At 48.4% G+C, this 26,419-nt stretch carries 18 protein-coding genes; 9 read left to right on the top strand and 9 right to left on the bottom strand.

Features of this window, described 5'->3' with window-relative positions; all coding sequences use genetic code 11:
* Window positions 1–70: 70 nt before the first annotated feature.
* From ADS79_RS26300 to ADS79_RS26335, 8 genes are all read left to right on the top strand, one after another.
* Window positions 71–2,692, top strand: a complete 2,622-nt coding sequence (locus ADS79_RS26300; protein ID WP_049741424.1) for an SLC13 family permease — start codon at window positions 71–73, stop codon at window positions 2,690–2,692.
* 174 nt (window positions 2,693–2,866) lie between these two features.
* The gene (locus ADS79_RS26305; protein ID WP_236700111.1) at window positions 2,867–3,226 is read left to right on the top strand and encodes a DUF3307 domain-containing protein; all 360 of its coding nucleotides are present in this window, start codon (window positions 2,867–2,869) and stop codon (window positions 3,224–3,226) included.
* Window positions 3,227–3,359: 133 nt separating this feature from the next.
* Complete coding sequence (locus ADS79_RS26310; protein WP_049741426.1) at window positions 3,360–4,046, top strand: Crp/Fnr family transcriptional regulator; 687 nt, start codon at window positions 3,360–3,362, stop codon at window positions 4,044–4,046.
* A complete protein-coding gene (locus ADS79_RS26315) occupies window positions 4,043–5,836 on the top strand; it encodes a CHASE2 domain-containing protein (protein ID WP_049741427.1) in 1,794 nt (597 codons plus the stop codon). Before ADS79_RS26310 ends, ADS79_RS26315 begins: the two co-directional genes overlap by 4 nt.
* A 27-nt stretch (window positions 5,837–5,863) precedes the next feature.
* Entirely contained in the window at window positions 5,864–10,000 is a 4,137-nt protein-coding gene (locus tag ADS79_RS26320; protein ID WP_049741428.1) for a fibronectin type III domain-containing protein, read from the top strand.
* Window positions 10,001–10,051: 51 nt separating this feature from the next.
* Window positions 10,052–11,242, top strand: coding sequence for an NHL repeat-containing protein (locus tag ADS79_RS26325; RefSeq protein ID WP_049741429.1), 1,191 nt, complete (start codon window positions 10,052–10,054; stop codon window positions 11,240–11,242).
* Between the two features lie 163 nt (window positions 11,243–11,405).
* Complete coding sequence (locus tag ADS79_RS26330) at window positions 11,406–12,074, top strand: GntR family transcriptional regulator (RefSeq protein WP_049742142.1); 669 nt, start codon at window positions 11,406–11,408, stop codon at window positions 12,072–12,074.
* Window positions 12,075–12,086: 12 nt separating this feature from the next.
* Complete coding sequence (locus ADS79_RS26335) at window positions 12,087–13,424, top strand: serine hydroxymethyltransferase (RefSeq protein WP_049741430.1); 1,338 nt, start codon at window positions 12,087–12,089, stop codon at window positions 13,422–13,424.
* A gap of 89 nt (window positions 13,425–13,513) precedes the next feature.
* Here the strand turns inward: ADS79_RS26335 and ADS79_RS26340 are convergent, their stop codons facing one another.
* From ADS79_RS26340 to ADS79_RS26365, 6 genes are read right to left on the bottom strand one after another with little or no spacing between them, the layout of a single operon-like run.
* Complete coding sequence (locus ADS79_RS26340) at window positions 13,514–14,887, bottom strand: M20/M25/M40 family metallo-hydrolase (protein ID WP_236700113.1); 1,374 nt, start codon at window positions 14,885–14,887, stop codon at window positions 13,514–13,516.
* Window positions 14,888–14,905: 18 nt separating this feature from the next.
* Window positions 14,906–15,871: an ABC transporter ATP-binding protein gene (locus ADS79_RS26345; protein ID WP_049741431.1), complete on the bottom strand. Its 966-nt coding sequence runs from the start codon at window positions 15,869–15,871 to the stop codon at window positions 14,906–14,908.
* A 19-nt stretch (window positions 15,872–15,890) separates the two neighbouring features.
* Window positions 15,891–16,859: an ABC transporter ATP-binding protein gene (locus ADS79_RS26350; protein ID WP_049741432.1), complete on the bottom strand. Its 969-nt coding sequence runs from the start codon at window positions 16,857–16,859 to the stop codon at window positions 15,891–15,893.
* A gap of 7 nt (window positions 16,860–16,866) precedes the next feature.
* Window positions 16,867–18,402: an ABC transporter permease gene (locus tag ADS79_RS26355; protein WP_049741433.1), complete on the bottom strand. Its 1,536-nt coding sequence runs from the start codon at window positions 18,400–18,402 to the stop codon at window positions 16,867–16,869.
* 17 nt (window positions 18,403–18,419) lie between these two features.
* Window positions 18,420–19,340 carry a nickel ABC transporter permease gene (nikB, locus tag ADS79_RS26360; protein WP_049741434.1) on the bottom strand — a complete coding sequence of 307 codons (921 nt, stop codon included), beginning with the start codon at window positions 19,338–19,340 and terminating at the stop codon, window positions 18,420–18,422.
* Window positions 19,341–19,383: 43 nt separating this feature from the next.
* Window positions 19,384–20,997, bottom strand: coding sequence for a glutathione ABC transporter substrate-binding protein (locus ADS79_RS26365; protein WP_049741435.1), 1,614 nt, complete (start codon window positions 20,995–20,997; stop codon window positions 19,384–19,386).
* Between the two features lie 244 nt (window positions 20,998–21,241).
* Here ADS79_RS26365 and ADS79_RS26370 point away from each other — a divergent pair, with 244 nt between their 5' ends.
* Window positions 21,242–23,284: a sigma-54 interaction domain-containing protein gene (locus ADS79_RS26370; RefSeq protein WP_049741436.1), complete on the top strand. Its 2,043-nt coding sequence runs from the start codon at window positions 21,242–21,244 to the stop codon at window positions 23,282–23,284.
* Window positions 23,285–23,363: 79 nt separating this feature from the next.
* Here ADS79_RS26370 and ADS79_RS26375 read toward each other — a convergent pair whose 3' ends face one another.
* Genes ADS79_RS26375 through ADS79_RS26385 form a run of 3 tightly spaced genes read right to left on the bottom strand, consistent with a single transcriptional unit; the run spans window position 23,364 to window position 26,417 of the window.
* Entirely contained in the window at window positions 23,364–24,143 is a 780-nt protein-coding gene (locus tag ADS79_RS26375) for an IclR family transcriptional regulator (protein ID WP_049741437.1), read from the bottom strand.
* Window positions 24,144–24,192: 49 nt separating this feature from the next.
* On the bottom strand, window positions 24,193–25,473 hold the full coding sequence (locus tag ADS79_RS26380) for a M20 family metallopeptidase (RefSeq protein WP_049741438.1): 1,281 nt from the start codon (window positions 25,471–25,473) through the stop codon (window positions 24,193–24,195).
* Window positions 25,470–26,417, bottom strand: coding sequence for a DUF1177 domain-containing protein (locus ADS79_RS26385; RefSeq protein WP_049741439.1), 948 nt, complete (start codon window positions 26,415–26,417; stop codon window positions 25,470–25,472). Before ADS79_RS26385 ends, ADS79_RS26380 begins: the two co-directional genes overlap by 4 nt.
* Between the last annotated feature and the right edge of the window lie 2 nt (window positions 26,418–26,419).

Genomic DNA, 26,419 nt, shown 5'->3' on the forward strand with positions numbered 1-26,419 from the left:
ATAATATGAGCCAGAAATAAAATTTCGAATGATCTGTCATCATTACGTTTGGAAAGCGGGAGGTGGACTTTTGACCACGCTTCAACGAATCGGAATGTTCAAGCAGCTGTCGAATATGGAGCTCGCCAAGCTACTTGGCAAGCTGGAACGTCGAACAATCCCAGTAGGTACTGTTTTATTTTCGGAAGGCGATCCCGGTGATCAGCTGTACGTAATCAAAAGCGGCAAGCTGGAGCTGTTTATCGACGCTCAAAAGGGAGGAGCAGCCCAATCGATTTCTGTGCTGGGTGAAGGAGATACCCTTGGCGAAATGGCAATGCTGACTGGTGAGGCTCGCTCCGCGACTGCAATCGCCGCAACGGATGCGGAGCTGTATGTCATTGATCGGGAGACCTTTGACAAGCTCGTAGAGGAGCAGCCGTCCATCTCGGCCTATTTTATTCGCCTGTTGTCGAATCGTCTGACAAGCACGAACAAGCAATTGTTGATGAACAAAGAACAAAACTACCAATCTGTTGCAGGAAAGCTCGACTCCTTCCCATTACCCCTCACCCAAGCCTTACTGTGGTGTGCGGAATTCCCGCGTGTACATTCTCGCATAGCAGAGCGCCAGTTTGGAATTTCGCTTGAATATGCGCTAGGGAGCATATCGCATGCAGACAGCTTTCTCCAAAGAGTACAAGCGCAGCCAGAGTGGTTCGCACTTGTTCCGGGTGTACGGCGGATGCTCTCCGAAATCGCAACGGTACGTTTCGGACATGAAGAAAAACGCCGCTGGATTTCTGAGATGCTGGATGATTACGCAGCAAATGACAATTGGGAGGCTGCGATCGAGTTGCTAGGCGAAGTCGGGCGTTGGTCAGAGGCTTTGCAAATCGTTGAGAGCGTCTTGCCACAATTGGAGGAGGCAGATAAAAAGCGATTATTCCCTCTCTTGACGAACTGTCCGCCTGAGAAAATCGTTGTAAAGGATGAGCTATTGGCAGGCTGCATCCTGTATGGTGGTGCTTCCTGGCAGCCTGAGCTCGGACTTGCCCTACTCGATCTGGCTTGGAGTAATCAAGGTGCCAGATACACGACTGAGCAGTGGATTTCAACCTATGAACTCGCTGCCGAGCTGTATGCCCGATTGAACAAGCAGCAGCAAGCCATGGAATACTTGACTCTCGCTGAAGCAAAAAGAACCCTGACTGGCATCGCAGGTGAAGATGGCAGCAAGGATTATGATCTCGCCAAGCTGCAATTCGTGCAGCAGCAGCATCGTACACGCGCCTACAATGCGACTGGACTGTTTCATCGAAGCAAGCTCGGTGGTTGGATTGCCGCCATTCTTGTTCCCATCAGCATGATTTTGTTTCACTACCTCCAACCAATCGGCGGATTGTCACGAGCCGGAATGGATTTTATTGGAATCGGCATCGCTGCCGTCATCCTCTGGATTGTGAATGTCATCCCCGATTACATCGTTGGGCTTGGGATGGTCATGGCTTGGGTACTGGGGGGACTGGTCGGACCCGAGGTTGCTCTCTCAGGGTTTGCCTCAACGACTTGGCTTTATATGATCTTTATTATGGCGTTCATCGCAGTGATTACGCGCTCTGGTATTTTATACCGGGTTTCTCTCAATGCGCTGAAGCGATTTCCGAGGCATTATCGAGGACAATTGTGGGGCGTCGTTGCCGGAGGGATGCTGCTCAATTCGTTAATCCCCTCTTCCTCTGCCAAAGTCTCGCTCGGTGTGCCGCTCGCAAGAACCTTGTCCGAATCGATGGGATTTGCGGATAAAAGCCGTGGAGCGGCAGGTCTTGGACTTGCAGCCATGATTTTTTACGGCTTCACTGCACCCTTTGTATTGACTGGCTCCTATACAAACATGATGGCGTATGGACTTGCTTCTGTCTCAGGGGCGATCAACTGGCTGCAATGGTTTCTTTATGCCCTTCCCGCCTTTCTCATTTTTTCGGCTGTCATGCTTGTCATCCTCTTTCTTATGTTTCGGAATGTACGCCAAGCTCGACCGATATCTGACGAAGTACTCGACGAACAGCTACAGCTTCTGGGGCCATGGTCGAAAGCAGAGCGAATCGCTGTGATGACGACGTTAGGCAGCATCGCTCTCTTAATTCTCGCCCCCGTGCATGGGATCGATAGCGCATGGATTATGCTGATCGGCTTTGCCGTATTGGTGATTAGCGGAGCACTCGATCGACAAACGATTTCCAATGGGATAGACTGGCCATTCCTCTTGTTTTTAGGCGTCGCCTTCAGTTTTGCTACGGCCACACAAGAGCTGGGAATTGCGGACGCTCTCTCTACCTTTCTTGGTGAAAAGCTCTCCATTTTCCTGACAAGCCCTACCCTTCTTTTGACCGTTGTTATTCTCGTATCGTTTCTCGTAACCTTGGTCATTCGAGATGATCCTGCTGTTATCTTGCTCGTGACGGCCCTGCTCCCATTGGCACAGCAAGCGGGCATCCACCCCTGGATCTTTGTCTTCGTCATTTTGCTGGCGACAGACCCCTTCTTTTTTACGTATCAATCGCCGACTTATTTGACCGCCTACTACAGCTCGGAGGGCAAGTCATTTAGCCATCGGCAGGGGCAACAAATGGCACTGGCTTACGCACTCGCCATCGTTCTTGCTATTGCAGCAAGTGTGCCTTATTGGAAATGGATCGGATTGATCCAATAATCGAGAGATAAAAATTTTTCATTTTGTGAACCAGCACACAAAAATGATTCGCTCCTTCCGTTACAATTTAGATAGATACATCCACAAACTTCTGAATTTTATACTACTTTCGCATCAGATTCACTTATAATGGAAGGCATGATTGACCTTCCAAATGGGGGGAGTCACGTAGAAGTGAATCATTTTTCTGCTTTTGACATTCTACTTATTGCCCATTTGATCGGCGATTATATGTTCCAGACCGAATGGATGGCCAAGTACAAGGCGCAGCGCTGGCTTCCCTTGCTCGCTCACTGTGTGGTTTACACAGGCGTCATTTACTTGATCGCGTATTGGTTTATTCCAGGCGGTTTATCTGGCTGGGCGATTTTACTCGTATTTGTTTCCCATATGATTTTGGATCGCCGAACAATCGTTTACATCTGGTATCGAAAAATTATGCGTGTCACTAACGATGGGAGCAAGTGGCTGATGATCATGTGCGATCAAATCTTTCATCTCATCATTCTCGCAGCAGCATTAGTCATCAGCTGAAGTAAGAAAACCTCTATTGGGGTCTCCTCAAGGAGGAGCGACCGCGTCTAGCGGAAAGTTTTCATGCGCTCCGGAATTTATAAGCATAACACTTATAAATTCCTATACGTAAGAAAAGGAGTCGTTTATCGGTATGACTGAACAGCATTTTCTTCGGCATTTTCCCTTCTTTCAGGACTTGGAGGATGAGGACTTGGCAAAGCTCGCTCCTCTCTTCCTCACTCGTACATATGAAAAGGGAACGAATATTTTCCGAGAAGGAGAAGCAGGCGAAGAGCTATACATCATTAAATCTGGCGTCGTCAAAATTTATCGTGATGATGAGATTCGTGACATTATCCTCGCTATCTTTCGGGATGGTGATTTTTTTGGCGAGATGGCCGTTCTCGAAAATGAACAGGTTCGCTCAGCCTCTGCCAAAACGATGGAAAAGACAGTCGTCTACTATTTGAACCGCCGGGATTTCGTCGCTTTGCTCGAGCAAAACCCTAAAATATCCTGGAGAATCCTGGAAACCGCTCTTGATCGCTTGCGAAAAGCCAATGAATTGATCACAGATTTAACGCTTTTGGATGTTCGCACGCGTATTATCAAAATGATGCTGAGACTCACGGAGAAGCATGGCGTGAACCAAAAAGCTGGGATTCTCATTGATCTAAAGCTCACTCATCAGCAAATTGCCGACATGACAGGTACCGTCAGGGAAACGGTGACCAAAGTGTTGCTCGATTTGCAAAATCAAGATTTTATTCAAATTAAAAAGAAAAAAATTCTAATCTGCAATCTTGCGGAAATCGAACGATTGGTTGAGACTTCATGAAAAAAAACATCTGGAATATCTCCATAATCGGAAACCTCATCGTTATCCTGATTTGTCTGACTCTCTTTATTGGGGACTCGTTACAGCGGATCAACTTCGCTTTCTACGATTATGACATGAACAAGTCCATGACTCATGCCCCGCACGAAGATATTATTGTCGTTGACATTGATCAGGAGTCTCTCGATTTAATCGGAACCTTTCCTTGGCCACGCGATACCTATATTCCCCTTTTGGAAGCTTTGTCCGAAGCAAAGGCCGTTGCGTTCGATATTACGTTTCGGACCAAAAGCGAAGACCCAGCAATCGATGAGGCCTTTGCAGCAGAGCTGGCAAAGCATGACAATGTCATCATTCCCTCTGTCGTGGAGCTAGAAAATTTTTTTCGCAAAGAGACAATCGTAACCAAAGACCAGCTTATTAAAGGACAAAAGCTGCTAACCTCCGTCCCACCGATTGACAAGGCGGCAAAAACAGCCCACATCAATGCTGTGCTCGACGATGATGGTGTCATTCGCCGGACTTGGCTGATGCTAGACTCTCCCGAAGGAAAGATTCCTTCGCTCGCCTATCAGGTGGCTGACATGTACGGGGCAGATGTGAAGCACTATTTGACTGATCATCCACAAACTGAGCTGGCGATCAAATTTGATGGCTCTACCAAAGACTTTATGAACATTCCATTTTATATGGTGCTAAACGGAGAAGTGCCTCCGGAAACCTTTAAAGATCGGATTGTTCTTGTCGGAATGGCTGCGGCAGGTAGTGATGCGCATCCAACTCCTGTTGATAACCATATGTATCTGGTTTATGCCCATGCTAATATCGTCAACCAACTGCTGCACGACCAAAAAATCACGATTGTTGACAAGTGGCTGATTCTCGCTTTGATGCTGATCGTGTTCTTCTTCACCACCTGGTATACGTGGCGCTTGAAACCGCTATATAGTGTATCGATCGTGATTGGAGCCTCTATTCTACTGATCTTTGGTCAATTCATTTTATTTGATAGGGAACAAATCTATTTATCTGTAGTCTATCCACTCACTGCCTTATACGTTACCTTTTTCGTGAATATTGCAGTAAAAACGTATTTTGAAACGAAGCAAAAGCAGTTTATTACCCAACAGTTCGGACGGTACATCTCCCCTGAATTGGTCAACCAGATCGCCAGAAGCGAGGTAGAGTTGCCACTCGGTGGTGTGAACAAGGAGCTATCGATCCTGTTTTTGGATATTCGCGGCTTTACCCCGCTCTCGGAAAAACTGCGTCCCGAGGAAGTCGTTGATTTTCTCAATATGATGTTTGACATGATTACCAATCAAGTGCTCCAAAACCATGGAACGATTGACAAATTTATCGGGGATGCGGCCATGATTCTGTACAATGCGCCACTGGATGTTCCGCATCACGAATATTACGCGGTCAAAACAGCCTTTGATATTCAACGAGGCATGGAGCAGGTGCGAAAAGACATCATGGAAAAATACGAGGTCGAGGTCAGTATCGGAATTGGAATTAATACAGGAGAGGTCGTCGTCGGCAACATCGGTTCGTTTTTACGTGTCGACTATACAGCAATCGGTGATCACGTAAATACTGCCGCACGGATTGAATCCAATGCCCAGGCCAACCAAGTATTAGTCTCCGAGTCAACGTTTGAACGAACCAAGGACTATTTCGACTACCAATTTGTTGGCGAAAAGATGATGAAAGGCAAAACAACCGGAATCAAGCTGTATGAGGTGTGTGGGCATGTAAAAGCCCCTGATATGGAGCAAAAGTCGTGAGATTTGCGAAAGCGAGGTAGTCTACAAGTGAATACGATCAGAAGCTGGCGAAACACAGGTTTTCTAGTATGGCGTAGCCTTTTCGTGCTTGTCATCATGTGCAGCATGCTATTCTCCGGAATGAAAATAGTCTCTGCGGCAGAAACCTCCCGCACTGCAAAGGTAGAGAGTGTGAGCGGTACCGTGCAAGTGAAAAAGGCTGGCGGCACAAAGGAATACAAAGCGTTTAAAAGCATGAGTTTGAATCATGGTGATCTGATCAAAACTAGCACCAAATCGAGTATCGTGTTATCGATTGCGGATAAAGAAGATGAGATTACGGTTGGCGAGAATACCGAGGTCTATATTTCTGAGCTACAGCAGGCAGCAAGCAACAAGCAGACTGACTTAAAGGTATGGTCGGGGTCTGTGTTTATTAAAGCCAAACCGTTGACTCAAAAGGAAGATCAGTTTTCGATTTCTACCCCTACTGCAGTCATGGGCGTGAGAGGTACGCAATTCTTGGTTACCGTAGACCCGAATACGGGTAGGTCCACCATTGTAGTAGCGGCTGGAGTCGTTGCAGCCCATAATCCCAATCAAAACCAGATGGTTAATCTTTATCCAGCGATGCAAGGATCATTTTTTGGGGAACGTCCGATTGAATCCGTGCCGCTCCCCACATCTGCGTCTTCCGTGATTCAACCGGGTGATCTAATTAACACGATGTCTCCAGAAATCATCCAAGCAATTATTCGCTCTAAGCTGGCAATGGATCAGGAGCATGACGAGTTTATTGCCAAACAGCTAGAAGCATTACGACAAGGACAATTGACTGACCCTCTGACTCAGCTCCAGCTTACGAGTCCAGAGGATCTGGAACGTTATCAGCAAAATTTGCACGCTCTGGTGAACTCCCTCCTTAGAGTTGCGCTTGACAGTGGAAAGGTAACACCAGATCAAGTAGAGCAACTCATTAAAGACGCAAACCTCGAGCTGCAAAGGAAAATTCAGTTGGACAGGAAACCGTCTCTCGATTGGAGCACTCAACAAGAATTAGAAAGACAGAAACGTCTGGAATTGGAGGAACAACGGAAAAAGCTCGCGGAACAAGAGAAAAAGCAGCGCGAAGAAGAGCTTGCTAAAAAGCTTTCTCAGGACTTATTGAACAAGATCAAGGAACAACAAGAACAGCTCAAAAAGGCAAACGAAGAAGCCAAAAACAAAGAGCGCGAGCAAGTAGATAAAAATTCACCAGCAAATCCGACAGCACCTGGTAGCCCTGGCGGCCCTGGTTCTAGCCCTGGATCTAGCCCTGGTGGCTCCGGGGGCGGTGGCGGTAATTCCGGCGGTGGTGGTGGCGGTAAAGACCCTGATAACTCAGGTACCATTGTCTCGATTTCGAATATTTCCGCCGAGGTACTTTTGAACGACTCGTATACCTTGCCTCGAATTATTCAGGCGAAGATGAGCAACGGAAAAGAAAGCAATGTTGCGGTAAGCTGGAACAAGCAAGCCGATACCACATTGACCGGGACTTTCACGTACTATGGCAGCGTGTCTGGCTATCAACCAAAAGTTGAGGCGAAATTGAAGGTAGTTGCGCCATTCGGTGTTCCTGTCACACTGAACCAGCAGCGGATGATTTTCCAAGGGAACACCATACTTGATTTTGGCTCGATGACTCTCCCGCCGAAGGCAACGGTGATGTTGGAGAATCTTTCTCCCTCCTTCCCTGCTGACAGTGGTTTGTCTGTGGCAGGCCCAATCATCAATTTTGAATTCGCTGGCATTAAAATTACCCAGCCTGTAACGATTTCGTTTCCCGTACAATCAGGTGCTAATCCGGAACTGCTGGGAGTTTTCCACAAAAACAGCGATCAGGAATGGGAGTCCGTTCCCACCGTTGTTTCAAACGGAACTGCGACTGCACAGGTGAGTCATTTCTCTGCCTATGGCGTCTTGGCTGCTGCCAAGGTCGGTGGAGTTACGTCCTCTCCCGCACCTGGATTAGTTGACACTGGAACGAGCATTTACCTAATCTCAGAGACGCCAGGAGCAACGATTTATGTAAAACAAAACGGTCGCTTCGTTGAATATAAGCCAGGCGATGCAATAACAATTCCTGGTGCAGGACAAAGCTTGGAAGCCTATGCCACAAAGAGCAACATGCTCGATGGCGAGCCCGTCCAATTGAGTTACAGTACCGCACAAGCAAGTGTGCTCGACAGCAAGCGAATCAGCGTTGCTTTCTCACAGCCGATTCAGACACAAGCTTATGCAATTGGCGTATCTCCTGCCGGAAGTACGGCTTTGTCAGGGCTGCCAATTGAACACATAGAGCGCGTTGGAGACAGCGGGCTTACGATTACTCTGGGAACAGATACACAATCCATTCCGCTTCAAGCTTTCTCGGTGAAATTTTACAACGGCTCGCAGTACGTAGCGCAAAGCAATTCATTTGAGCTCGGTACGGAGCAGAAGCCACCAGAGCCTAAGCCTCCAGAGATCAAGACTTTCCCGATTACCCTGTCTAATCTGGGCACAGACATGGCAGATCTGGAGTGGACTATTCCAGTGGGTACCGCGGACTATAAGGTCTATCTGAATGGAAAGCAATCCGATTTTTATGTAGAAAGCAATTGGGATGCCAATACGAGCTATCTCTATTTATACCACCTTGATCCCGATACGAGATACTCGGTAAAAATTGAAGCTCTCAATGGATCAGGAAAGAAGATTGCTGAGGGTTCCCGTACCTTTACTACTAGCTCATTTTCTGGAATTCAAGTAGATGTAACCGATCGAGGAGCAGACTTCCTGACGATTAAATGGTCGCGTTCCTTTGAACCATATCCAAATGGAGATCATTACCGTCTCTATATCGGTGAGGGCGGAGCAAAGGAATACAAAGCTTCCGTAAATGCTAACTCGCTTCTGGAATACAGCTTTACAGGGCTTCTGCCAAACAAATCCTACACGCTCTATGTAGAAGCATGGCCAGGAGGATGGGATAATCCCAGGGACGGTGGAAAAGCAACTGCCTCTACTCTCGGAAATACAGAGGCAACGTCCTTCACAATCAATACTCGGGAGCTCGCTACCGATTCTGCCTCATTCTTTTGGACTAAGCCTGCTGGGACAGAAACGTATGAAGTGTATGTAAATAATGAGCAAGTACCTTTTCCGAGTATCGAGACAACACCGGACGGGACCAGTACTCTTTACTTGCACGATCTGGTGCCTGCAACAAATTACTCTCTCCGCGTATACGCATTGGATGCGAGTTCCAAGCGGATTGGTCAAGGCTTTCTCACGTTTAAAACACAGTATCTTCCTCCTGAAATCACAATTTCAGTTGGAGAGTCAGGACCTGATTCTATCATGATTTCATGGGAATCCAATCTTCAGCCAGGTCAGTACAACGGTGAATATCGGGTATATTTGCGTGAGGGAGATATAAAGGTATTAAAGAAGACGGTTCCATTTGATTCTTTTAATCTGTCACATGTCTTTCTGAATTTGAGCCCTGGGACAGAATACACATTTTATGTTGAAGCTTGGAAGAGATTTCCGGAAACCCTGATTACTTCCGCAGAATCGTCCTGGTCTACTACAGGCTCACCAGAACACCCTGAACCAGAGGTAGTCGATTTGCCTATTGAAAATGGTGAGATTTCAACCAGCTCTGCAACATTCAAATGGGCGAAAATAACAGATACGGCTTCCTATCGTGTCCACTTGAACAGTTCTCTTTTAAGCGAGTCTGCGTACACGATTGAAGACGGTACCGACCAAGTCCTTAGCTTGCCTGGTCTAGAGCCAGATACGCCCTACACCTTGATGGTTGAGGCATTGAACAGCTTCCTGCAACCGATCGCCAGAGGCGTGAGAGAGTTCAGAACTGATGCTGAAGCTCCACCGGCAATCGAATTGCAATCTTTTCCAGAAGCAACATCCATTCGCGTTACTTGGAATCCTGTCACATTCGAAGGAGAGTACCATCTCTATCTAGATGACAACAGGACAGACGTGAGAACAGTCGCATCTGGCGAATCTTCCTATACCTTTGAGGGGTTAGAAACAAACAAGCAATATACCATTTCCATCGAGGCATGGCCTACTGATGCAGCAAGTCCATTAGTTTCCGGACAAACAACAGCTATAACCATTCCACGGATCTAACCTACGTACAGCTTTCTCATCATTTCGAAGCATTTCAAAGGAGCAAATCATATGAAACGACAAAAATGGACTGTATGGATTGCTTCCCTGGCGCTAGGCTTGTTGACCGTCCATACTTCGGGGATTACACCAGCACACGCAGAAGCTGCCTTACAGACAGCTCCTGCTGCACCTTCAGTAGTTACAATCGCTGGAAACGGTCAATTTGGAGAGGATAACGGTGCGGCTTTGTCCGCATCGCTTCGTACTCCGATGGGAATCGCCATTCATTCGGATGGAACCGTTTATGTATCTGATACGAAAAGTCATTTGATTCGCAAGCTGTTCCAAGGAGCTGTCTCTACCTACGCTGGGGTGACCATTTCTACCGATGAAAAAGGCTTTCCAGTCGGAACGCTCTTCAATGGCGCTCTGAACCAGTCTCTCTTTCAATCTCCTGAGGGAATCGTTTTGGATCAGCAAGGCAACCTGTATGTAGCCGACAGTGGCAACCACTCGATCCGTAAAATTACCGCTCAAGGGGTCTTCACGATTGCCGGAGATGGCATCATGGGCTATCAAAATGGCACAGGTTCACAGGCACGCTTTCACTCACCAAGTGATATCGCCGTGGCAAAAGACGGAACAGTCTATGTAGCAGACACGCTCAATCATATCATACGCAAAATTACACCAAGCGGAGCCGTTACAACGCTCAATAGTCCATCTACCCGACTCGTCGAGATATCACCAGGCTATTATGAAAAAGCAGGTGATTTTCAGGATGGCCCTCTCGCTTCCGCCAAATTTAATGAGCCTAGCAGCCTCTATCTGGATGCAAAAGGAAACCTGTATGTAAGTGACACAGGAAACCAGCGTATCCGCTATATCGATTTAACCCAGAACAAGGTAACGACAGTCGCCGGTGATACGAACTTGACCTACGCAACAAACAGCCTCTACATGGAGGGCAGTTACGCGGACGGTGACGCAGCCAAAGCACAGTTTCAGTTTCCCAGAGGCTTGGCTATGACGTCAGAAGGCGGTCTCGTGATCGCAGATAGTCAGAATCATGTAATCCGCTACCTGTATAACGGTAAAGTCACTACATTGGCAGGTACAGCTGGAAAATTTGGCAGCCAAAGTGGTGCTCCCGCCAACGCTCAGTTTTACCTTCCTGTCGATGTAGCTGTCGATCAGCAAAATACGATCTGGGTCGTAGATTCTTTTAATAACACCCTTCGCCAGTTAAAAATGAAGTAAGTTTTTCGTTCTCCTTCTTAACATGATGGGCGGTCTCCGAAGTCCTAGCGACTTCGGAACCGCTTCTTTTTTGTACTCGTAACGCTTTCAAGTTCGATGAAAGTTATTAGACTATTCAAAATTATAAATTGACCAGTCATCCAATATGCAATATATTGGTTTTATGAATACAACCTTTATTAAACACATCAACCGTTTGTCTTTACGTGATCAAGTGTATCAAACGCTCAAATCAGCCATCGTCTCACTGGAAATGGAGCCCGGACAGCGCTTGAACGACAATGAGTTGGCAACCCAATTCGGGGTAAGTCGGACACCCGTTCGCGAAGCGCTCAAACGTCTGGAGGATGAAGGACTGGTCGAGTCCATCCCAGGCTCTCTCACCCGCGTAACACCACTCAACATCGAGGAGGCGAAACACGCATTTCCTGTAGTTGCCGCCCTGCATGCATTAGCGGCACGTTTGGCAGCCACACAAGTAAAGGAGGCTGATCTCTCCGACTTGGAGAAATGGAACGATCGCTTGCATCTCGCTCTCGAACAAAAAGACGTCGTCAAAGCAATCGAGGCAGATGACGGCTTTCACGATGTTTTTTTACGAGCTGCTGGTAACAAAGAAATTTACATCGCGCTCGAACGGGTTGTTCCTAAAATCAGACGGCTTGAGTTTGCTCGTTTTGGCTCTTTGGAAGGGCTGGAATCCTTTGACCAGCACAAAAAAATAATCGCAGCGATGAGAGACAGTCAGGGTCAGACTGTTTCTGAACTTGTGGAAGAAAACTGGCTCAGTCTAGGCAGGTTACTTACGGATGATTTGAAAACCATTTGGTAGGGGGTAACACGCATGAGCACGGTTGATCTTAAAGGGGAAGTCCACGATACGTCTGTACTTGCACGAGCACGGGAAATCATCGAAAACAGTCCTTCGCCTCGAATCGTCCAGGAGGAAATCGTCAACGCGGTAAGCCGCAATGCGATTTGGCGCGGCAGTGAATGCCTGAATCTTCTGGCTCCGGAAGCCCCAGCCAGCCCGCTTGTTCGTCAGCTTTTGGCGTCAGAGGTAGGCACCCGCGCTGCGGAGGGACACATCGGCTCCCGGCAAAGATGGTTTGCTGGAACCAAGTACATCGACGAAATCGAAGCCTTGTGTGTCGAGCTGCTAAAAAAGGTATTTCAGGCGAATTTTGCTGACCATCGTCTCGTCGCCAGCATGATTGGCAACATGACCGTCTACTCCGCTCTGACTCAGCCCGGAGACAAGATCATGACCATCTCCCAGCCATTTGGCGGCCACTCCAGCAATCGCATGGACGGTCCTGCTGGCGTACGCGGCTTACATATTACTGATGTGCCGATGGACCCGATCGAGCTGACGGTCGACCTGGAGGATTTCGCCAAGGTAGCCAGACAAGTTCGTCCCAAATTGGTCACTCTCGGTGCGTCCTTGACGTTGTTTCCCTTCCCGCTGAAGGAGATGTCTGCGATCGTCTCGGAATGGGGCGGAAAAATTTTCTTCGACGGTGCTCATCAGCTCGGGCTCATCGGTGGAGGGCAGTTCCAAGACCCACTGCGCGAAGGAGCTTGCGTCATGACTGGGTCAGCTGGAAAAACGTTCAGTGGACCGCAGAGCGGCATCATCGTCTGGAACGATCCAGAGCTTTCCGTACCGATTACCGATGCGATCTTCCCTACGCTGGCTGCCACTCACCAAGTGAACCGGGTCGCCGCTCTAGCCGCTGCCGCCGCAGAATTTCTGGCTTTTGGCAAAGACTATATGGCCCAAATCGCCGCCAATGCACAAGCTTTGGGGAAAGCTCTGCATGAACGAGGGATACGCGTATTGGGCGATCATAAAGGCTATACCCGGACGCATCAGGTCATCCTGGATGTCCGCAATTACGGAGGCGGATACAAGGTAGCAGAGCGGTTGGCAGAATCCAACATCATCACGAACAAAAATCTGATCCCCGGCGACAATGCGGAAGATTGGGATTATCCGAGCGGCCTGCGCATCGGAACAACTGAAGTAACCAGATACGGAATGAAAGAGAGCGAGATGGAAATCATCGCAGATCTCATCGCTCGCGGGGTAACCGAAAAAGACAAGCCTGCGGTGATCAAAGCCAAAGTGCTGGAGCTGCGCAATTCCTTTACCAAGCTACACTATTGCTATCAGGACTAGATAGACAAAACGAGAAACAACTCTTCCTCCTCTTCCAAACGAAAATCCAGTCTAAAACCACATGACGTGTTTTAGACTGGATATATTTATTACCTTGAAAACTCTCCTAATCGATGCAGCACATGACAGGTACACGAAATCCCTTTGTAAAACAACTCAACAGTCATGTTCTCATTTGGTGCATGATTCGCCTCATCCGCATTGGCATAAGGAACCATTACGGATGGTACCCCGAGAATTTGAGTCCAGACATAATCAGGCAGGCTGCCACCGACACCAGGCACTAGCAGCGGGTCCATGGAATAGGCATTTCTTACCGCCTCTACCACCACTTTCACAATTTCCAGTTCAGCCGACGTACGTGATGGCCTCATGTCCCCCTGATGCAAGACCTCTACAGCTGGGGCATGCTTCTTGACATGGGTGCATAGCTTTTGGTAAATATCGTCCGGGTCCTGATCAGTAACAAGTCGTATGTCCATTTTCACGCTGGCTTTGGCCGGTATAATCGTTTTGGAGCCATCTCCCCCGTATCCACTATGGAAGCCACAAATATTGAAGGTCGGTTCCAACGATAACAGTCGATAAAAGGTTTCGGCATCCTCTTCGATATCCGCGTATCCAATCTGCTCGATCAACTCCTTACGATCAAAGGGCAGCTTGCGAAACAAATCAAGCTCGTAGGTGGTTGGCTGACGGATGTTCTCGTAAAAGCCTTCAATCAGCACCCTTCCCTGGTCATCGCGCATTGTTTTCAGCAGGTCGATCAGCATCCATGCTGGATTAGGGGCGATATTTCCCAAATTCCCCGAATGATGATCCCACTTGGCTCCGTGTGCTACCAGTTCGACTCCAAGAATGCCTCTGACCCCCAGCTCGACGGAAGGTATACCGCTCACATGCATCGGTCCATCAGAGGTGTAGACGAGGTCACACGCCAAGAGCTCTTTATGCCGCTCAACGAACGACGCGAGATGCGGGCTGCCGTTTTCTTCCTCCCCCTCAAACACCAGCTTCACGTTGACTGGCAACTCACCAAAGCTGTCCAAATACGTTTTGATCGCCAGTACCTGCGCCATCAATTGCCCTTTGTTGTCCCCCACCCCTCGGCAATAAATCCTCCCATCACGTATGGTTGGTTCAAAGGGTGGTGACTGCCATTCCTCAAGTGGTTCTGGCGGTTGTACATCATAATGCCCATAGATCAAAACAGTAAATGGATTCTCTGCCTGCAGCCATTCCCCATAAACAACGGGATGTCCCTCTGTTTCAATCAAGCGGCTCTGTATGCCACTGGCCTGCATCATTTCTTTCAGCAGCAGGGCACATTCTCTGACCCCTACATTCGTAGTGCTGATGCTTTCTTGTTTGAGCAATGAAAACAATTGCTGCAAATACTGTTCTTTTCGCTCCTTGATCAGATCATCGACGATAGCCAAATTCATTTCTATCTTCTCTCCCATCTTTTGCTTCCTTTCCCCTCATTCATAAAGATGACAGGCCACATGATGCTCACTCGTCACTTGCTGCATACGCGGCCTGCTTTCCCTGCAAATCTCCATCACATTCGGACATCTGCCTGAAAAAGCACAGCCACGCGGCGGGTTTGCTGCTGACGGCACGTCCCCTTGCAGAATAATTCGCTCCTTTCTCAATCGCGGGTCAGCCACCGGGATAGCGGATAACAGCGTCCTGGTATAAGGATGTAGCGGATTGGCGTATAATTCTTCGGTCGGTGCTAGCTCAGCCATTCTCCCCAAGTACATGACACCCACTCGATTACATATATGCCGCACAACCCCAAGGTCATGAGAGATGAATAGGTAGGTGAGCTGGAACTCTTCTTGCAAATCCTGCATGAGATTGAGTATCTGCGATTGGATCGATACATCCAGTGCAGACACGGGTTCATCCGCTACCACGAGTTGTGGTCGGAGGATCAATGCACGTGCGATTCCGATCCGCTGCCGCTGACCTCCGGAAAATTCGTGGGCGTAGCGATCAGTGAACGTATGATTTAACCCGCAAACCTCCATGATTTGGCGAATTTTTTCCGACCGTTCCCCTGCATTGCCCAGCCTGTGGGCTTTTAGCGGTTCATCGAGAATCTCTTTTACCGTCAGCCGTGGATTTAGCGACGAAAACGGATCCTGGAACACCATTTGAAAATGCTTGCGCTGCTGCCTCATCTCGCTCGCAGTTAGAGTGGACAGTCTCTTTCCTGCAAAGCTGATTTCACCTGATGTCGGTTTGAATAGCTGCAAAACTGCCCGTCCTGTAGTCGATTTTCCACAGCCAGATTCTCCGACGAGTCCAAGAGTCTCCCCCTGCCTGATGGCAAAAGAGATATCATCGACGGCTTTCACAACTGTGTTCGTTTTTTGCAGCATCTTCTTTTTGACTGGAAAATGCACCTTTAACTCTTTGACTTCTACCAGTGGTTCCACAAAATTGCCCTCCGTTCTCCTAGGCATAGAGCCAGCATCGGCATGTATGATTTTCTGCGACCTTAACAATCTCTGGGTCCTCCTCCAGGCAGCGGTCAAAGACACGCTCACACCGTTCCGCGAAGCGGCAGCCCCTGGTAATTGTCCCCGCTGGCGGTACTTGTCCTTTAATCGAATACAAGCGGCTCTTCTTTTCCTCTGTGGAAGGGATGGATAGCAACAGGCCGATGGTATAGGGGTGCTTCGGATCATGGAACAAATCGTCCACGTCCGCCTCTTCCACGACCTCCCCTGCATACATCACCAAAACGCGGTCGCACATTTCAGCGACTACCCCCAGATCGTGGGTGATCAGCATAATCGCGGTGTTTTCTTTTGCTTGCAAATTTTTCATCAAATCCAGAATTTGCAGCTGTATAGTCACATCCAGCGCAGTCGTTGGCTCATCGGCAATCAACAGCTTTGGCTGACATGCCATTCCGATCGCGATCATAACGCGCTGCCTCATCCCACCGGACAGCTCAAACGGATAGCTATGATAGATTTGCTCGGCGCGTGATATTCCGACGCGCTCGAGCATCTCGATGGACATCTGCTTCGCCTCTTGCCTCGATGCAGATGTATGCAAGAGAATAATCTCATCGATTTGACGGCCAATCGTAAAAACAGGATTCAAGGAGGTCATCGGCTCCTGGAAGATCATCGAGATCTCGTTACCCCGTATGTCCCTCATCTCTTCCTCTGACAATTGAGTCAAATCCATGTGGTTGTAAATAATTTGTCCACCGGAAATACGTCCGGGCGGTCTTGGAATCAGGCCCATAATGGAAAGGGACGTGATGCTTTTGCCACAGCCTGACTCTCCAACGATCCCGAGCGTTTCACCCGAATGAACAACAAAAGAAACGCCGTTGACGACCGTAATCTGATGCTCTTCTTTTGCGAAAGACACCTGTAGCTTCTTGACCTCTAAAATCGGCTTTTTCATCCTGCTTCTACTCCTTTAGCTTGGGATCGAGCGTATCTCTCAGCCCGTCACCAAACAGATTGAAACAGACTACAGTCAGCACAATGGCAATACCCGGAAAAAAGGTTGGATAGAACAAATTCCGACTGTTGTCTTTGGCTGCACTTAACATCGCTCCCCATTCCGGGGCCGTAATGTCTCCACCCAATCCGAGAAAGCTCAGAGCCGCGCCAAGCAGGATCGCTGTGCCGATTCTCATCGTCAAATAAACCATGACGACTGGCAGCATACCAGGTAAAATATGCCGCATGATTATGACAAAGTCTTGCACACCAATCGACCTTGCTGCCTCCACATAGGTCATTTGCTTGAGCGATAAGGCACTTCCCCTGACGATGCGAATAAAGATGGGAACTGTAAAAACCGCTACGGCGAAAATAATGTTGGCCATCCCTGCTCCAAGCACGGCAATGACTGCAATCGCAAGGAGAATCCCTGGAAACGCCAGCAGTATATCTGTCAGGCGCGTAATGATCGAATCGATCCATCTGCCGTAATAGCCGGCCAAAAGGCCAAGCAGCGTTCCAATGATCGCTCCCATCCCGACAGAGACGAAACCGATAAATAGCGTTTCCCGTGTCCCTGCCAAAACGCGGCTAAAAATATCCCGATTCTGGTGATCGGTTCCGAACCAGTGTAGAAGAGACGGCTGCTGATGCTTGCTGCTATCCTGCAGCTGGATCTGCATTTGATCTGGAAATATTTGTACGAGTACAGGCTCCTTCAGCTTAGTATCAACTGCAACAGGCACAATCGTTGACACAGCCCCCAGTGATACCTTCACCCCGCCAACTCCTTGCGCAAGCGAAGTCACCACCCCATCGCTACTTACCCGCAGCACGTCTTTATTGGTTGATTCGTACTGAATCTGCTGCTCTTCTTTCTTTTTCTTTCCAGACAAGAACCCGTTATTTTCCTGAGCATTAGAGTTGCCTGTCTTTCGTAGTTGCTGAAGCTTGCTGCGAATAGGGTCCACACCAACCAGCTTCTCCCCATTGGAAAGCCAAGCCTCCAGCTCAAGCTCAAAAGTGTCTCCCTTTTTTACAGCGTCAGTCGGACCGTGCAGAAGCAGCCCGCTGACGATTGGAGCAGAATCCTCCATAGATACGTCCAGCTTGACCTGAGTTGCCACGTTGTCTTTTGCAATCACCACCATCGTGCTTCCTTGCCCAACAGGCGTAACGCTGACGGAACCACTCACATTACCACTGACAGAGGCAATCTGACGGTTCGCACTTTGCAGGGTAAGATCAGACAACGGACGCTTCGTTCCATCGCTCATCACTCCGGTAACCTGAATCATCCCGGACATTTCTTTGGCACGATCGATCCCTTTTTCTGCATACTGTTCAGTCACTGGCCGATTCGGATCATAGGGAGTGATCCATGGACCTGCAAACCCCACCAGGAAGATACCGATCAATACCCAGAAGGCTGCAACCGCCATCGTTTGTTTCCTAAACTTCTTGAGAAATAAGTGAAAGGGAGAGTGGGTCTTCTTCATACGTCTGCTCCTCTTGGTTATTCGTAGCGAATTTGCGGATTCACGAGACTATAGCTGATATCAACCAATAGATTGACAATCAGAAACTGGACGGAAAAGAGCAGAATAAGCGCCTGCATCGCCGGATAATCACGAGCAAGGACGGAATCGATTAAGTACGATCCCAGACCAGGCCAAGAAAAAACCTGCTCGACAACCACCGCTCCCCCCAGCAAGAATCCAAATTGCAGCCCTGTCATCGTAATCACCGGAATCAGTGCATTTCGAAGTACATGCGTCCAAATAATGACTGACTCCCTCTGCCCTTTTGCGCGAGCGGTGCGAACAAAATCCTCCTGCAATACTTCAAGCACACTGGAACGGGTAAAGCGGGCAATAATGGCAGCCACGCCAAATCCGAGCGTAATGGAGGGAAGCAGAAGATGGGCAAACGTGCCGCTTCCACTCGTCGGAAGCCAGCCCAACTGAACAGCAAAAACTTGCATCAGCATGAGACCGAACCAAAATTCAGGGATGCTGATGATCGTTGTGGTCGCGATGATCCCCACACGATCCCAGAGGGACTTGCGCTTCGCTGCAGAATAAATTCCGACAATAAGACCGATGACCAGAGCCCAAAACATGCTGGCAAACGTTAATCCCAGTGTATAGAGGAGCCTTCTGCCGATCTCTTCTGAAACATTCGTCTTTGTTTTATAAGAGACTCCGAAGTCTCCCGACAGAATTTGGCTGAGATAGCGCCCGTACTGCACATAAATAGGATCATTAAAGCCCAGCTTTTCTTTTACTTTCGCGTAAGTGGCCATATCCATATCCGCCCCGTACATGATGCGGATCGGGTCGCCAGGAGTAAGATGCACAAACAAAAAGGAAAGAACCGAAACGATCAACAAAATGGGAATAATAACCAAAACTCGACTGAAAATATATCTTGCCATTCATTACACCTTCTCTACTGAAACTAAAAATGACAGAGGCATCCTACTGTTTATAAGCGCTATTCAAGCGGACAGTGTCGAGCGTAACCGAAACATCCGATACCGTTTTTTGCTTCGCGATCACCACATCCGGAACGTACAGGAAAATCCATGGAGCTTCATCCATGATGACTTTTTGTGCTTCGTCGTATTTTTGCCTCGCCGCGTCGCTGTTTGTCGCTTTCAGTGCATCGTCTAGCAGTTGATCTACTTGTTTGTTCATGTAGAAGCCCGAGTTATTATAGTTTGGCGGCACTCGGTCAGACGCGAAATTTGGACGCAAGCCCCAATCGGCTTCCGCTGTCCCTGTGCCCCATCGACCGATATACAGATCGGTTCCTTCTCCCGCATCCAGTTTTTCGAACAGTGTGCCGCTCTCATACGCTTGTACCTCGACCTTGATCCCTACATTTTGCAGCTGGATTTTGATATTTTCCGCGATAGCCACGAACTCAGTAGAGTTACGCGTCCAGAGCGTCGCCGTGAAGCCATTCGGATAGCCAGCCTCCTTCAAAAGCTCTTTGGCCTTGGCCACGTCATAGGCATAGCTTTGTTGTTTCGAATATCCTTTGACCAATGGAGAAAGCGGTGAATCGGCAGCTGTGCCAAAACCGTCAGCGACCTGGCTGATCAACTGTTCTTTGTTCATCGCATAGTTCATCGCTTGACGCACGCGCTTGTCCTTATACTTGTCCAGTTTTGTATTCATGCCTACGTAGAGCATGTTGAGTGACGGACCCGAATAGACATCCAAACTCGGATCAGACCCCATGTTTCGTGCATCAAGTGTCGGCAAGCTCGTCACGATATCTACCTCACCTGCTTTGAGCATATTGACTCTCGTACTTGCCTCCGTCACCGGCTTGAACTGAATGGATGCGAGCTTTGCCGTTTTTCCTTTATCCCAATAATCAGAGAAAGCTGTCACCTTCACATACTGTCCGTTTTTCCATTCGTGAAACTGATAGGGGCCAGTCCCTACAGGATTACGGTCTAAGCTGTAATTCGGGTCATCGAGCTTCTTTTGTAGTTCTTTCTGCGATTTGAAGCTGGCAGACGGATGAGCCATATAAGCAACCATTGCAGAGTCTGGTTCATTCGCTGTGACGGTTACCGTATACGGGTCTACAACCGTAATTTCCTTAATGAAGCCAAAGAAGCTCGCCCTTGCCATGCCATGCTCCTTGTTGCGAACGTAATCCAGATTGTTTTTCACCACCTGGGCATCAAACGGCGTACCGTCATGAAAAAGGACAGCTTTGCGCAAATGAAAGGTCAGGGACGTAGCATCGTCGCTCCATTTGTAATCGGTTGCAAGAACGGGTATAACCTCACCATCTTCATCCAGCGTAAGCAATCCCTCGAACATCGTGGACAAAATATGCAGCGTGTTGCTATCCGTGGAATTCCAAGGATCCAGTGAGGTCGCTTCCGCTTCGAGTGCCACCGTTATTTCACCGGTTCGTTTCGCCTCGGTAGTTTCCTTTTGCGGGGCATTCTCTGGTGCTTCCGCACTGGTTTTCGGTGTTTGACTCGAATTGCTGGTACAGCCCATTAACGTAGTCGCTGCCACCAACAAGCTGACTGAGAGCAAAATCCACCCTTTTCTCGTTTTCACCTGAAATCTCTCCCTTTTGTCATTTAAGTGAAGCTGCTGTTCTCATACGCATGATTCATGCCAAAAAAAAGAGACAGCTGCTAGTGCAGCTCCCTTTTCCAGAACCATTGATAAGCCTTGGTTTTCCCCTCTACTTATCTGTGCATCAAATAGCTATTTGGTTTATGATAGAGAATATTCGGTTATTTCTCGCGATCATTTTACCCAAACATACCCAAATAACCAAAAACGAGGGCGAATGCAGATGAACGAATTCGTATTACTGGCCGGCAGCAAGGATACCCGCACCGCACTTATCAATCAGCTTCAGGAGATTATGGACGGATATGTACAAATCAGCAGTTACTCCATTGAAGAAGAGCTCCCAAAATCTCTTCACAATCAATTGGTCGTACTCTCCCACCCTCTCGTGTTGGAAGAGCCTAAAGTAAGGGCATGCATAGGTACAGACTGCAAGGTCATTATCGCGAAAAGAATCATCAACTATGAAAACATCGACAAGCTCTTGTATTTACCTGCCGGAACCCGTGCCCTCTATGTCAACGACTCCTTTGAGACATGCATGGAATCGATTGAATCGCTGAAAAAGCTGGGGATTGAACACATCCATTACATCCCGTTTTATCCTGGGCTTCAAAATGCGCGAAAAATTGAAATCGCAGTGACGCCAGGTGCTTTTGAGCTTATTCCTGAGCACGTTCACGATGTGGTTAACATCGGTCCACGCCTGATGGATATCTCGACGATCCATCAAATCCTGGACCATTTCCAGCTTCACGAGCCAGAAGATGTCATCTCCCAGCGCTATTTGCGCAAAATTATTCAATTAAGTAAGCGGCTGGCAGATGCCAATCAAATTGCTACGAACCTGAACAAGCACTTGAATGAAGTCTTAGATGGCGTCAACGACGGAATTCTAACCATTACGCAAGGAGGCAAGATCACCGTATTCAATGAGGAACTCGGGCATCTGCTCGGAGTCTCTCCCAACCGTGTGATCGGCCAATCTCTTGGTGACGCTATCGATCATCCCGAGCTCATCGAATTTTTACTGGATTCCTCAGATGAAAAGGATCGCTGGTTTACTTTCGGTCAGGTTGAGGCTGTCGTTCATCGCTTCCCTCTTAACAACGACCAGTCACTCGTCGCTACCTTTAAGAATGCGAGGAAGACGATCGAGCTGGAAAGATCGCTGCGCTCCGAATTGAAAAAGAAAGGCTTTGTGGCAAAATACACGTTTGACGATATCATCGGGGAAAGCTCACCTCTCACTAAAACAAAAGCAATCGCAAAAAAGCTGGCCAAGACAGACCTGACTCTTCTGATCCAGGGCGAAAGTGGAACAGGAAAAGAGCTTTTTGCAAGCGCGATACACAATGCATCGTTACGAGACAAAAGGCCCTTTCTCGCTGTTAATTTCAGCGCCATATCCGAGGATCTGATGGAAAGTGAGCTGTTCGGTTATGATGACGGCGCGTTCACCGGTGCTAAAAAAGGTGGAAAAGTAGGCTTGTTCGAGCAGGCGAACGGCGGCACAATCTTTTTGGATGAGATTGGCGACAGTAGTCTGAAGCTGCAAGCACGACTTCTGCGTGTCCTGCAGGAAAAAGAGATCATGCGCATCGGCGGAAGCAAAATCATCCCCATTGATGTTCGGATTATCGCTGCTACCAACAAAAATTTGCTGCACATGATTGAACAAGGAACGTTTCGCGAAGATTTGTATCATCGGCTGCGGGTGCTATTCGTCGATCTCCCCTCCCTGCGGAATCGGACGGACGATATCCCCCTCCTGGTTCGCCATTTTATCCACCAAAGCAAACACCCGCATGTAGCAGTGATGCCACAGGTCATCGAGAAGCTTGCTTCCTTGCCATGGCACGGGAATGTAAGAGAACTAAAGAACACGATCGATTATATGCTAGCCGTCTGTGAGGAGAGTACGATTCATGTCGAAAACATTCCCCTGCAAAGCACCAATCCAATAAGTAATTCTTCCCCTGATGTTCAGGAGCGGACCTCTGGCGCAATGCCGAAAGCACCAGTTATACCTGACGAAGAAGACGAGCTGCTGCTCATCTTGCGAAGTATTCAGACCATAGCGAAACGAGGAGAAACTCCCAATCGACGAAGGATAATGGAAATGAGTGCAGAGTGGACAAGGCCATTGAGCGAGCAGCAGATTCGAAGCCGTTTGGATGTGCTGGAGCTGCGGGGGTATATCGTGAAAAATCGCGGGCGGTTTGGGACGAGATTGACGGAGGCAGGAGTGAGGATGTTAGAGTAAGCGTATGTATGAGATACTCCTTACTCACAAAAAAGTGTACCCTAGCTCACACCTAGGGTACACTTTCTATTTGCGTTATTTAACCAAACACATAGTAGCGAGCCAAATCAATTCGATACTCTTTGATCAGCTTGTCGATATCTTTTTGCCCGCGCATTAAGATTTCATGATACTTTTCGATCTTCTCTTCCGGCATACGGTAATGAGGTCCCGATATCGTCAACGACCCCATAATATGACCGTCAGGATGGAACAACGGGCAAGCAATTGCCAATACATCAGGTGTATATTCTCCTGTACTGCGCGCCCACCCCTGTTCCAAAATACGCTCCAGCTCTGCACGCAATTGATCAGGATCAGCAATCGTGTTTTTCGTATACTGCTTGAGGCCCTGCTGGATGATGTGCTCGATTCTCTCTTTGGGCAAGTACGCCATGATCGAGCGATAGGATGCCCCGACGAACAAAGGCGATCGGCTGCCTACGGAAACGGAAAATTTCACCACATGATCAGGCTCCAGGGCATCGAGAGTCAATCCTTCATCCCCGTCCAGACTGGTCAAGAAGATCGATTCCCCAGCTTCCTCCATCATGCGTTCTAAAATGGGACGAATCAGTCGTGAAACATGGAACGACTCGCTCATTGTCAAACCGAGTTCCCACAAACGAATACCCAAGGAATATTTTTTGGTTTCAGGGTCTTTCACCAGAAAACGGTTTGCCTCAAAGGTGGACAAGACACGGTACACATTCGTATGATTCAATCCCGTCTCCTTGGCCAACTCCCGAGCCCCCCACTCCGGCTTTTCTTTTGTGAACAACTGCAGTAGCTTAAGTGATTGATCCAATGTTTTTAACACGACGACTCCCCTTTATTCCATTTATAGAGTGGTTATAGTCCGTGGGGAACTATGCCTCTTTTTTCTCATACAAAAAGTCAATGGCAGCTGCCACATAAACCTTTGCACAACGAATCACGTCTTCCACCAGCACTTTTTCATTGAAATTGTGAATGCTTGGCAGGTATGCAGGTCCATATTGCAAGACCGGGATGTTATAGTCACGGAAATGTCTCGCATCACTGCTTGCCCATTGCTGCACTCCATACGCATGCTCTTTTGTCACATACGTGATGTTGTCGACAATCGCGCGGCATACAGGGTCAGACGGATCTGTGTAATTCGCATGGCTCATGATGCCAAATGACTTGATTTCGTAGTCGATCTCCAGTGCATCCAGCTTACCATGAATATACGCCATAACCTCTTCTCTGGTCACGCCAAACGGCAAGCGGCAATCCACCTCGACGACGCAGGTGTCAGGGACGACATTTGACTTCGTTCCGCCCTGGATCGTACCGATGTTGCAGGAGATTCGCTCCAAAACGCCTTGGTATGGCTCGCGCTCTGTTCCCAGCATGTACTCTTTGGAAATTTGCACGAGCGGCTTCACTTCATCTGGAATGGTAACCGGATAATCCCATACGGTACGAATGCACTCAATCGCTCTCATTGCATCAATGATCGCATTTTTCCCGGCAATAGGTCCGAGACTGCCGTGTGCAGGCTTGCCGTAAACGGTCAACTGGAACCAGCAAGAGCCTTTTTGTCCCAAGGTTGGGTTATAAGGCGAGGACGGTTCTGCAATCAGGCAGCCGTCTCCCTCTACCAGCTTGCGCTCCAAAATCCACGGTACCCCCAGCTCTCCGCCTGTTTCCTCGTCAGGCACGATCGCCAGAATCAATTCCCCGGGCAATTCCACGCCGAGTCGCTTCAAGATCGTAGCCGCAAAAATGAGACCAGCCAGTCCACCCTTCATATCAGAAGCGCCACGACCCAAAATCCAGCCGTCTTTGACTTCGCCACTAAACGGATCGAATTCCCATTTGCTGAGATCACCTGCCGGAACAACATCCGTATGACCGCAGTAAATCAGACGTTTTCCGCCTACATCTGCATTTCCAATCCGCGAGATGAGGTTAAACATTTTCGGTCCAGCTTCATGCCACTGTGTTTCAATTCCAAACCGCTCCAAATATTCGTGAATATAGCGGCTGATCGGCTCAGAATCCCCTGGAGGATTTTCACTCGGAAATTGAATCAGGCGGCAGCACAGATCGATCAATTCGTCTTTGTTCTCTTCAACAGCAGCGATAGCCAGATCCTTCAGCTTATTGGTGAGCTCGCTCATGATACGCTCACCTTCCCATCCAGAGTCAGCAGATGCTTCATGCTTCCATACAAAGAGCTCATCAGCTCAAAGTCTTTTTGATCGAAGAACTCACACTTGCCAATACCGTAGAGCTTGGCTACTTCAATCACGAAGCGCACAACCTGCTCCACATGAACGAGATGTGTAGCCCCTGTCGCACAACCCGCTACAGGTACTTGTGTCGTCAAAGCAATTCCAACGACTGGACTGTCAGTCACTACGCACGGCTGCATAATGCTGTTGATGTGGTGAACATTGTTTCCGTATGGGGTAATGTCTTGCGTCGTAATCGGCAGCGTCACAGGCATATTGCCTGATGTTTGCTTCATGACTTCTAGCAAATCAGTGCTTATGCGCAGGATATAGCCTTCTTTTACAGTAGGAGTAATGGCATATCCGGTATGGTTGAGAATCATGTTTCCTTTCGTAGTGTCGATAGATAGAATTGCATCCATCTCTGCTACTACTTCGTACTGATTCATCGTCATCATATCAACCGGCGAATTCATGAATGGCACCGGATCATGCGGCAGAGTCGGAGCATCCGGGCAAATATGGGTCGTGAGAATGATATCCCCTTCCAAAATATCGCCACGCTGCTGCATGTCTGCTAGTTTCGCAGCGGTCGCCATGCAGGCAAGAGCTCCGTCACCATCGGAAACGAATCCGATTTGCTCAGGTCGTGCGCCAATTCCACCCAAACGGCCAATAACGCCGAGTGTAGGTGCATTGCCACCGCTGCTCTTCCCATTTTTACCTTTAATCGTTACTTTTACAAAATCAGTCTTGCCTTTATTTCCGGTAATGGTAGTTACCTCAACACCCGAAAAATGACGCTGCTCAAAATATTCTTTCAAGTCTTTTCCGCTGACAAAAGCACTATCCATGAGATCATACATTTCAATGACATGTTTGAACGACATAA

The organism is Brevibacillus reuszeri, from assembly GCF_001187725.1.
GTDB lineage: Bacteria > Bacillota > Bacilli > Brevibacillales > Brevibacillaceae > Brevibacillus > Brevibacillus reuszeri.

What these genes read in the sequence shown, in the direction of transcription:
- ADS79_RS26315 (WP_049741427.1), top strand. Translation starts at nt 4,043, where the DNA reads ATGAAAAAAAACATCTGGAATATCTCCATAATCGGAAACCTCATCGTT.
- ADS79_RS26325 (WP_049741429.1), top strand. Translation starts at nt 10,052, where the DNA reads ATGAAACGACAAAAATGGACTGTATGGATTGCTTCCCTGGCGCTAGGC.
- ADS79_RS26330 (WP_049742142.1), top strand. Translation starts at nt 11,406, where the DNA reads ATGAATACAACCTTTATTAAACACATCAACCGTTTGTCTTTACGTGAT.
- ADS79_RS26385 (WP_049741439.1), bottom strand. Translation starts at nt 26,417, where the DNA reads ATGTCGTTCAAACATGTCATTGAAATGTATGATCTCATGGATAGTGCT.
- ADS79_RS26380 (WP_049741438.1), bottom strand. Translation starts at nt 25,473, where the DNA reads ATGAGCGAGCTCACCAATAAGCTGAAGGATCTGGCTATCGCTGCTGTT.
- nikB (WP_049741434.1), bottom strand. Translation starts at nt 19,340, where the DNA reads ATGGCAAGATATATTTTCAGTCGAGTTTTGGTTATTATTCCCATTTTG.
- ADS79_RS26370 (WP_049741436.1), top strand. Translation starts at nt 21,242, where the DNA reads ATGAACGAATTCGTATTACTGGCCGGCAGCAAGGATACCCGCACCGCA.
- ADS79_RS26310 (WP_049741426.1), top strand. Translation starts at nt 3,360, where the DNA reads ATGACTGAACAGCATTTTCTTCGGCATTTTCCCTTCTTTCAGGACTTG.
- ADS79_RS26340 (WP_236700113.1), bottom strand. Translation starts at nt 14,887, where the DNA reads ATGGGAGAGAAGATAGAAATGAATTTGGCTATCGTCGATGATCTGATC.
- ADS79_RS26335 (WP_049741430.1), top strand. Translation starts at nt 12,087, where the DNA reads ATGAGCACGGTTGATCTTAAAGGGGAAGTCCACGATACGTCTGTACTT.
- ADS79_RS26350 (WP_049741432.1), bottom strand. Translation starts at nt 16,859, where the DNA reads ATGAAAAAGCCGATTTTAGAGGTCAAGAAGCTACAGGTGTCTTTCGCA.
- ADS79_RS26355 (WP_049741433.1), bottom strand. Translation starts at nt 18,402, where the DNA reads ATGAAGAAGACCCACTCTCCCTTTCACTTATTTCTCAAGAAGTTTAGG.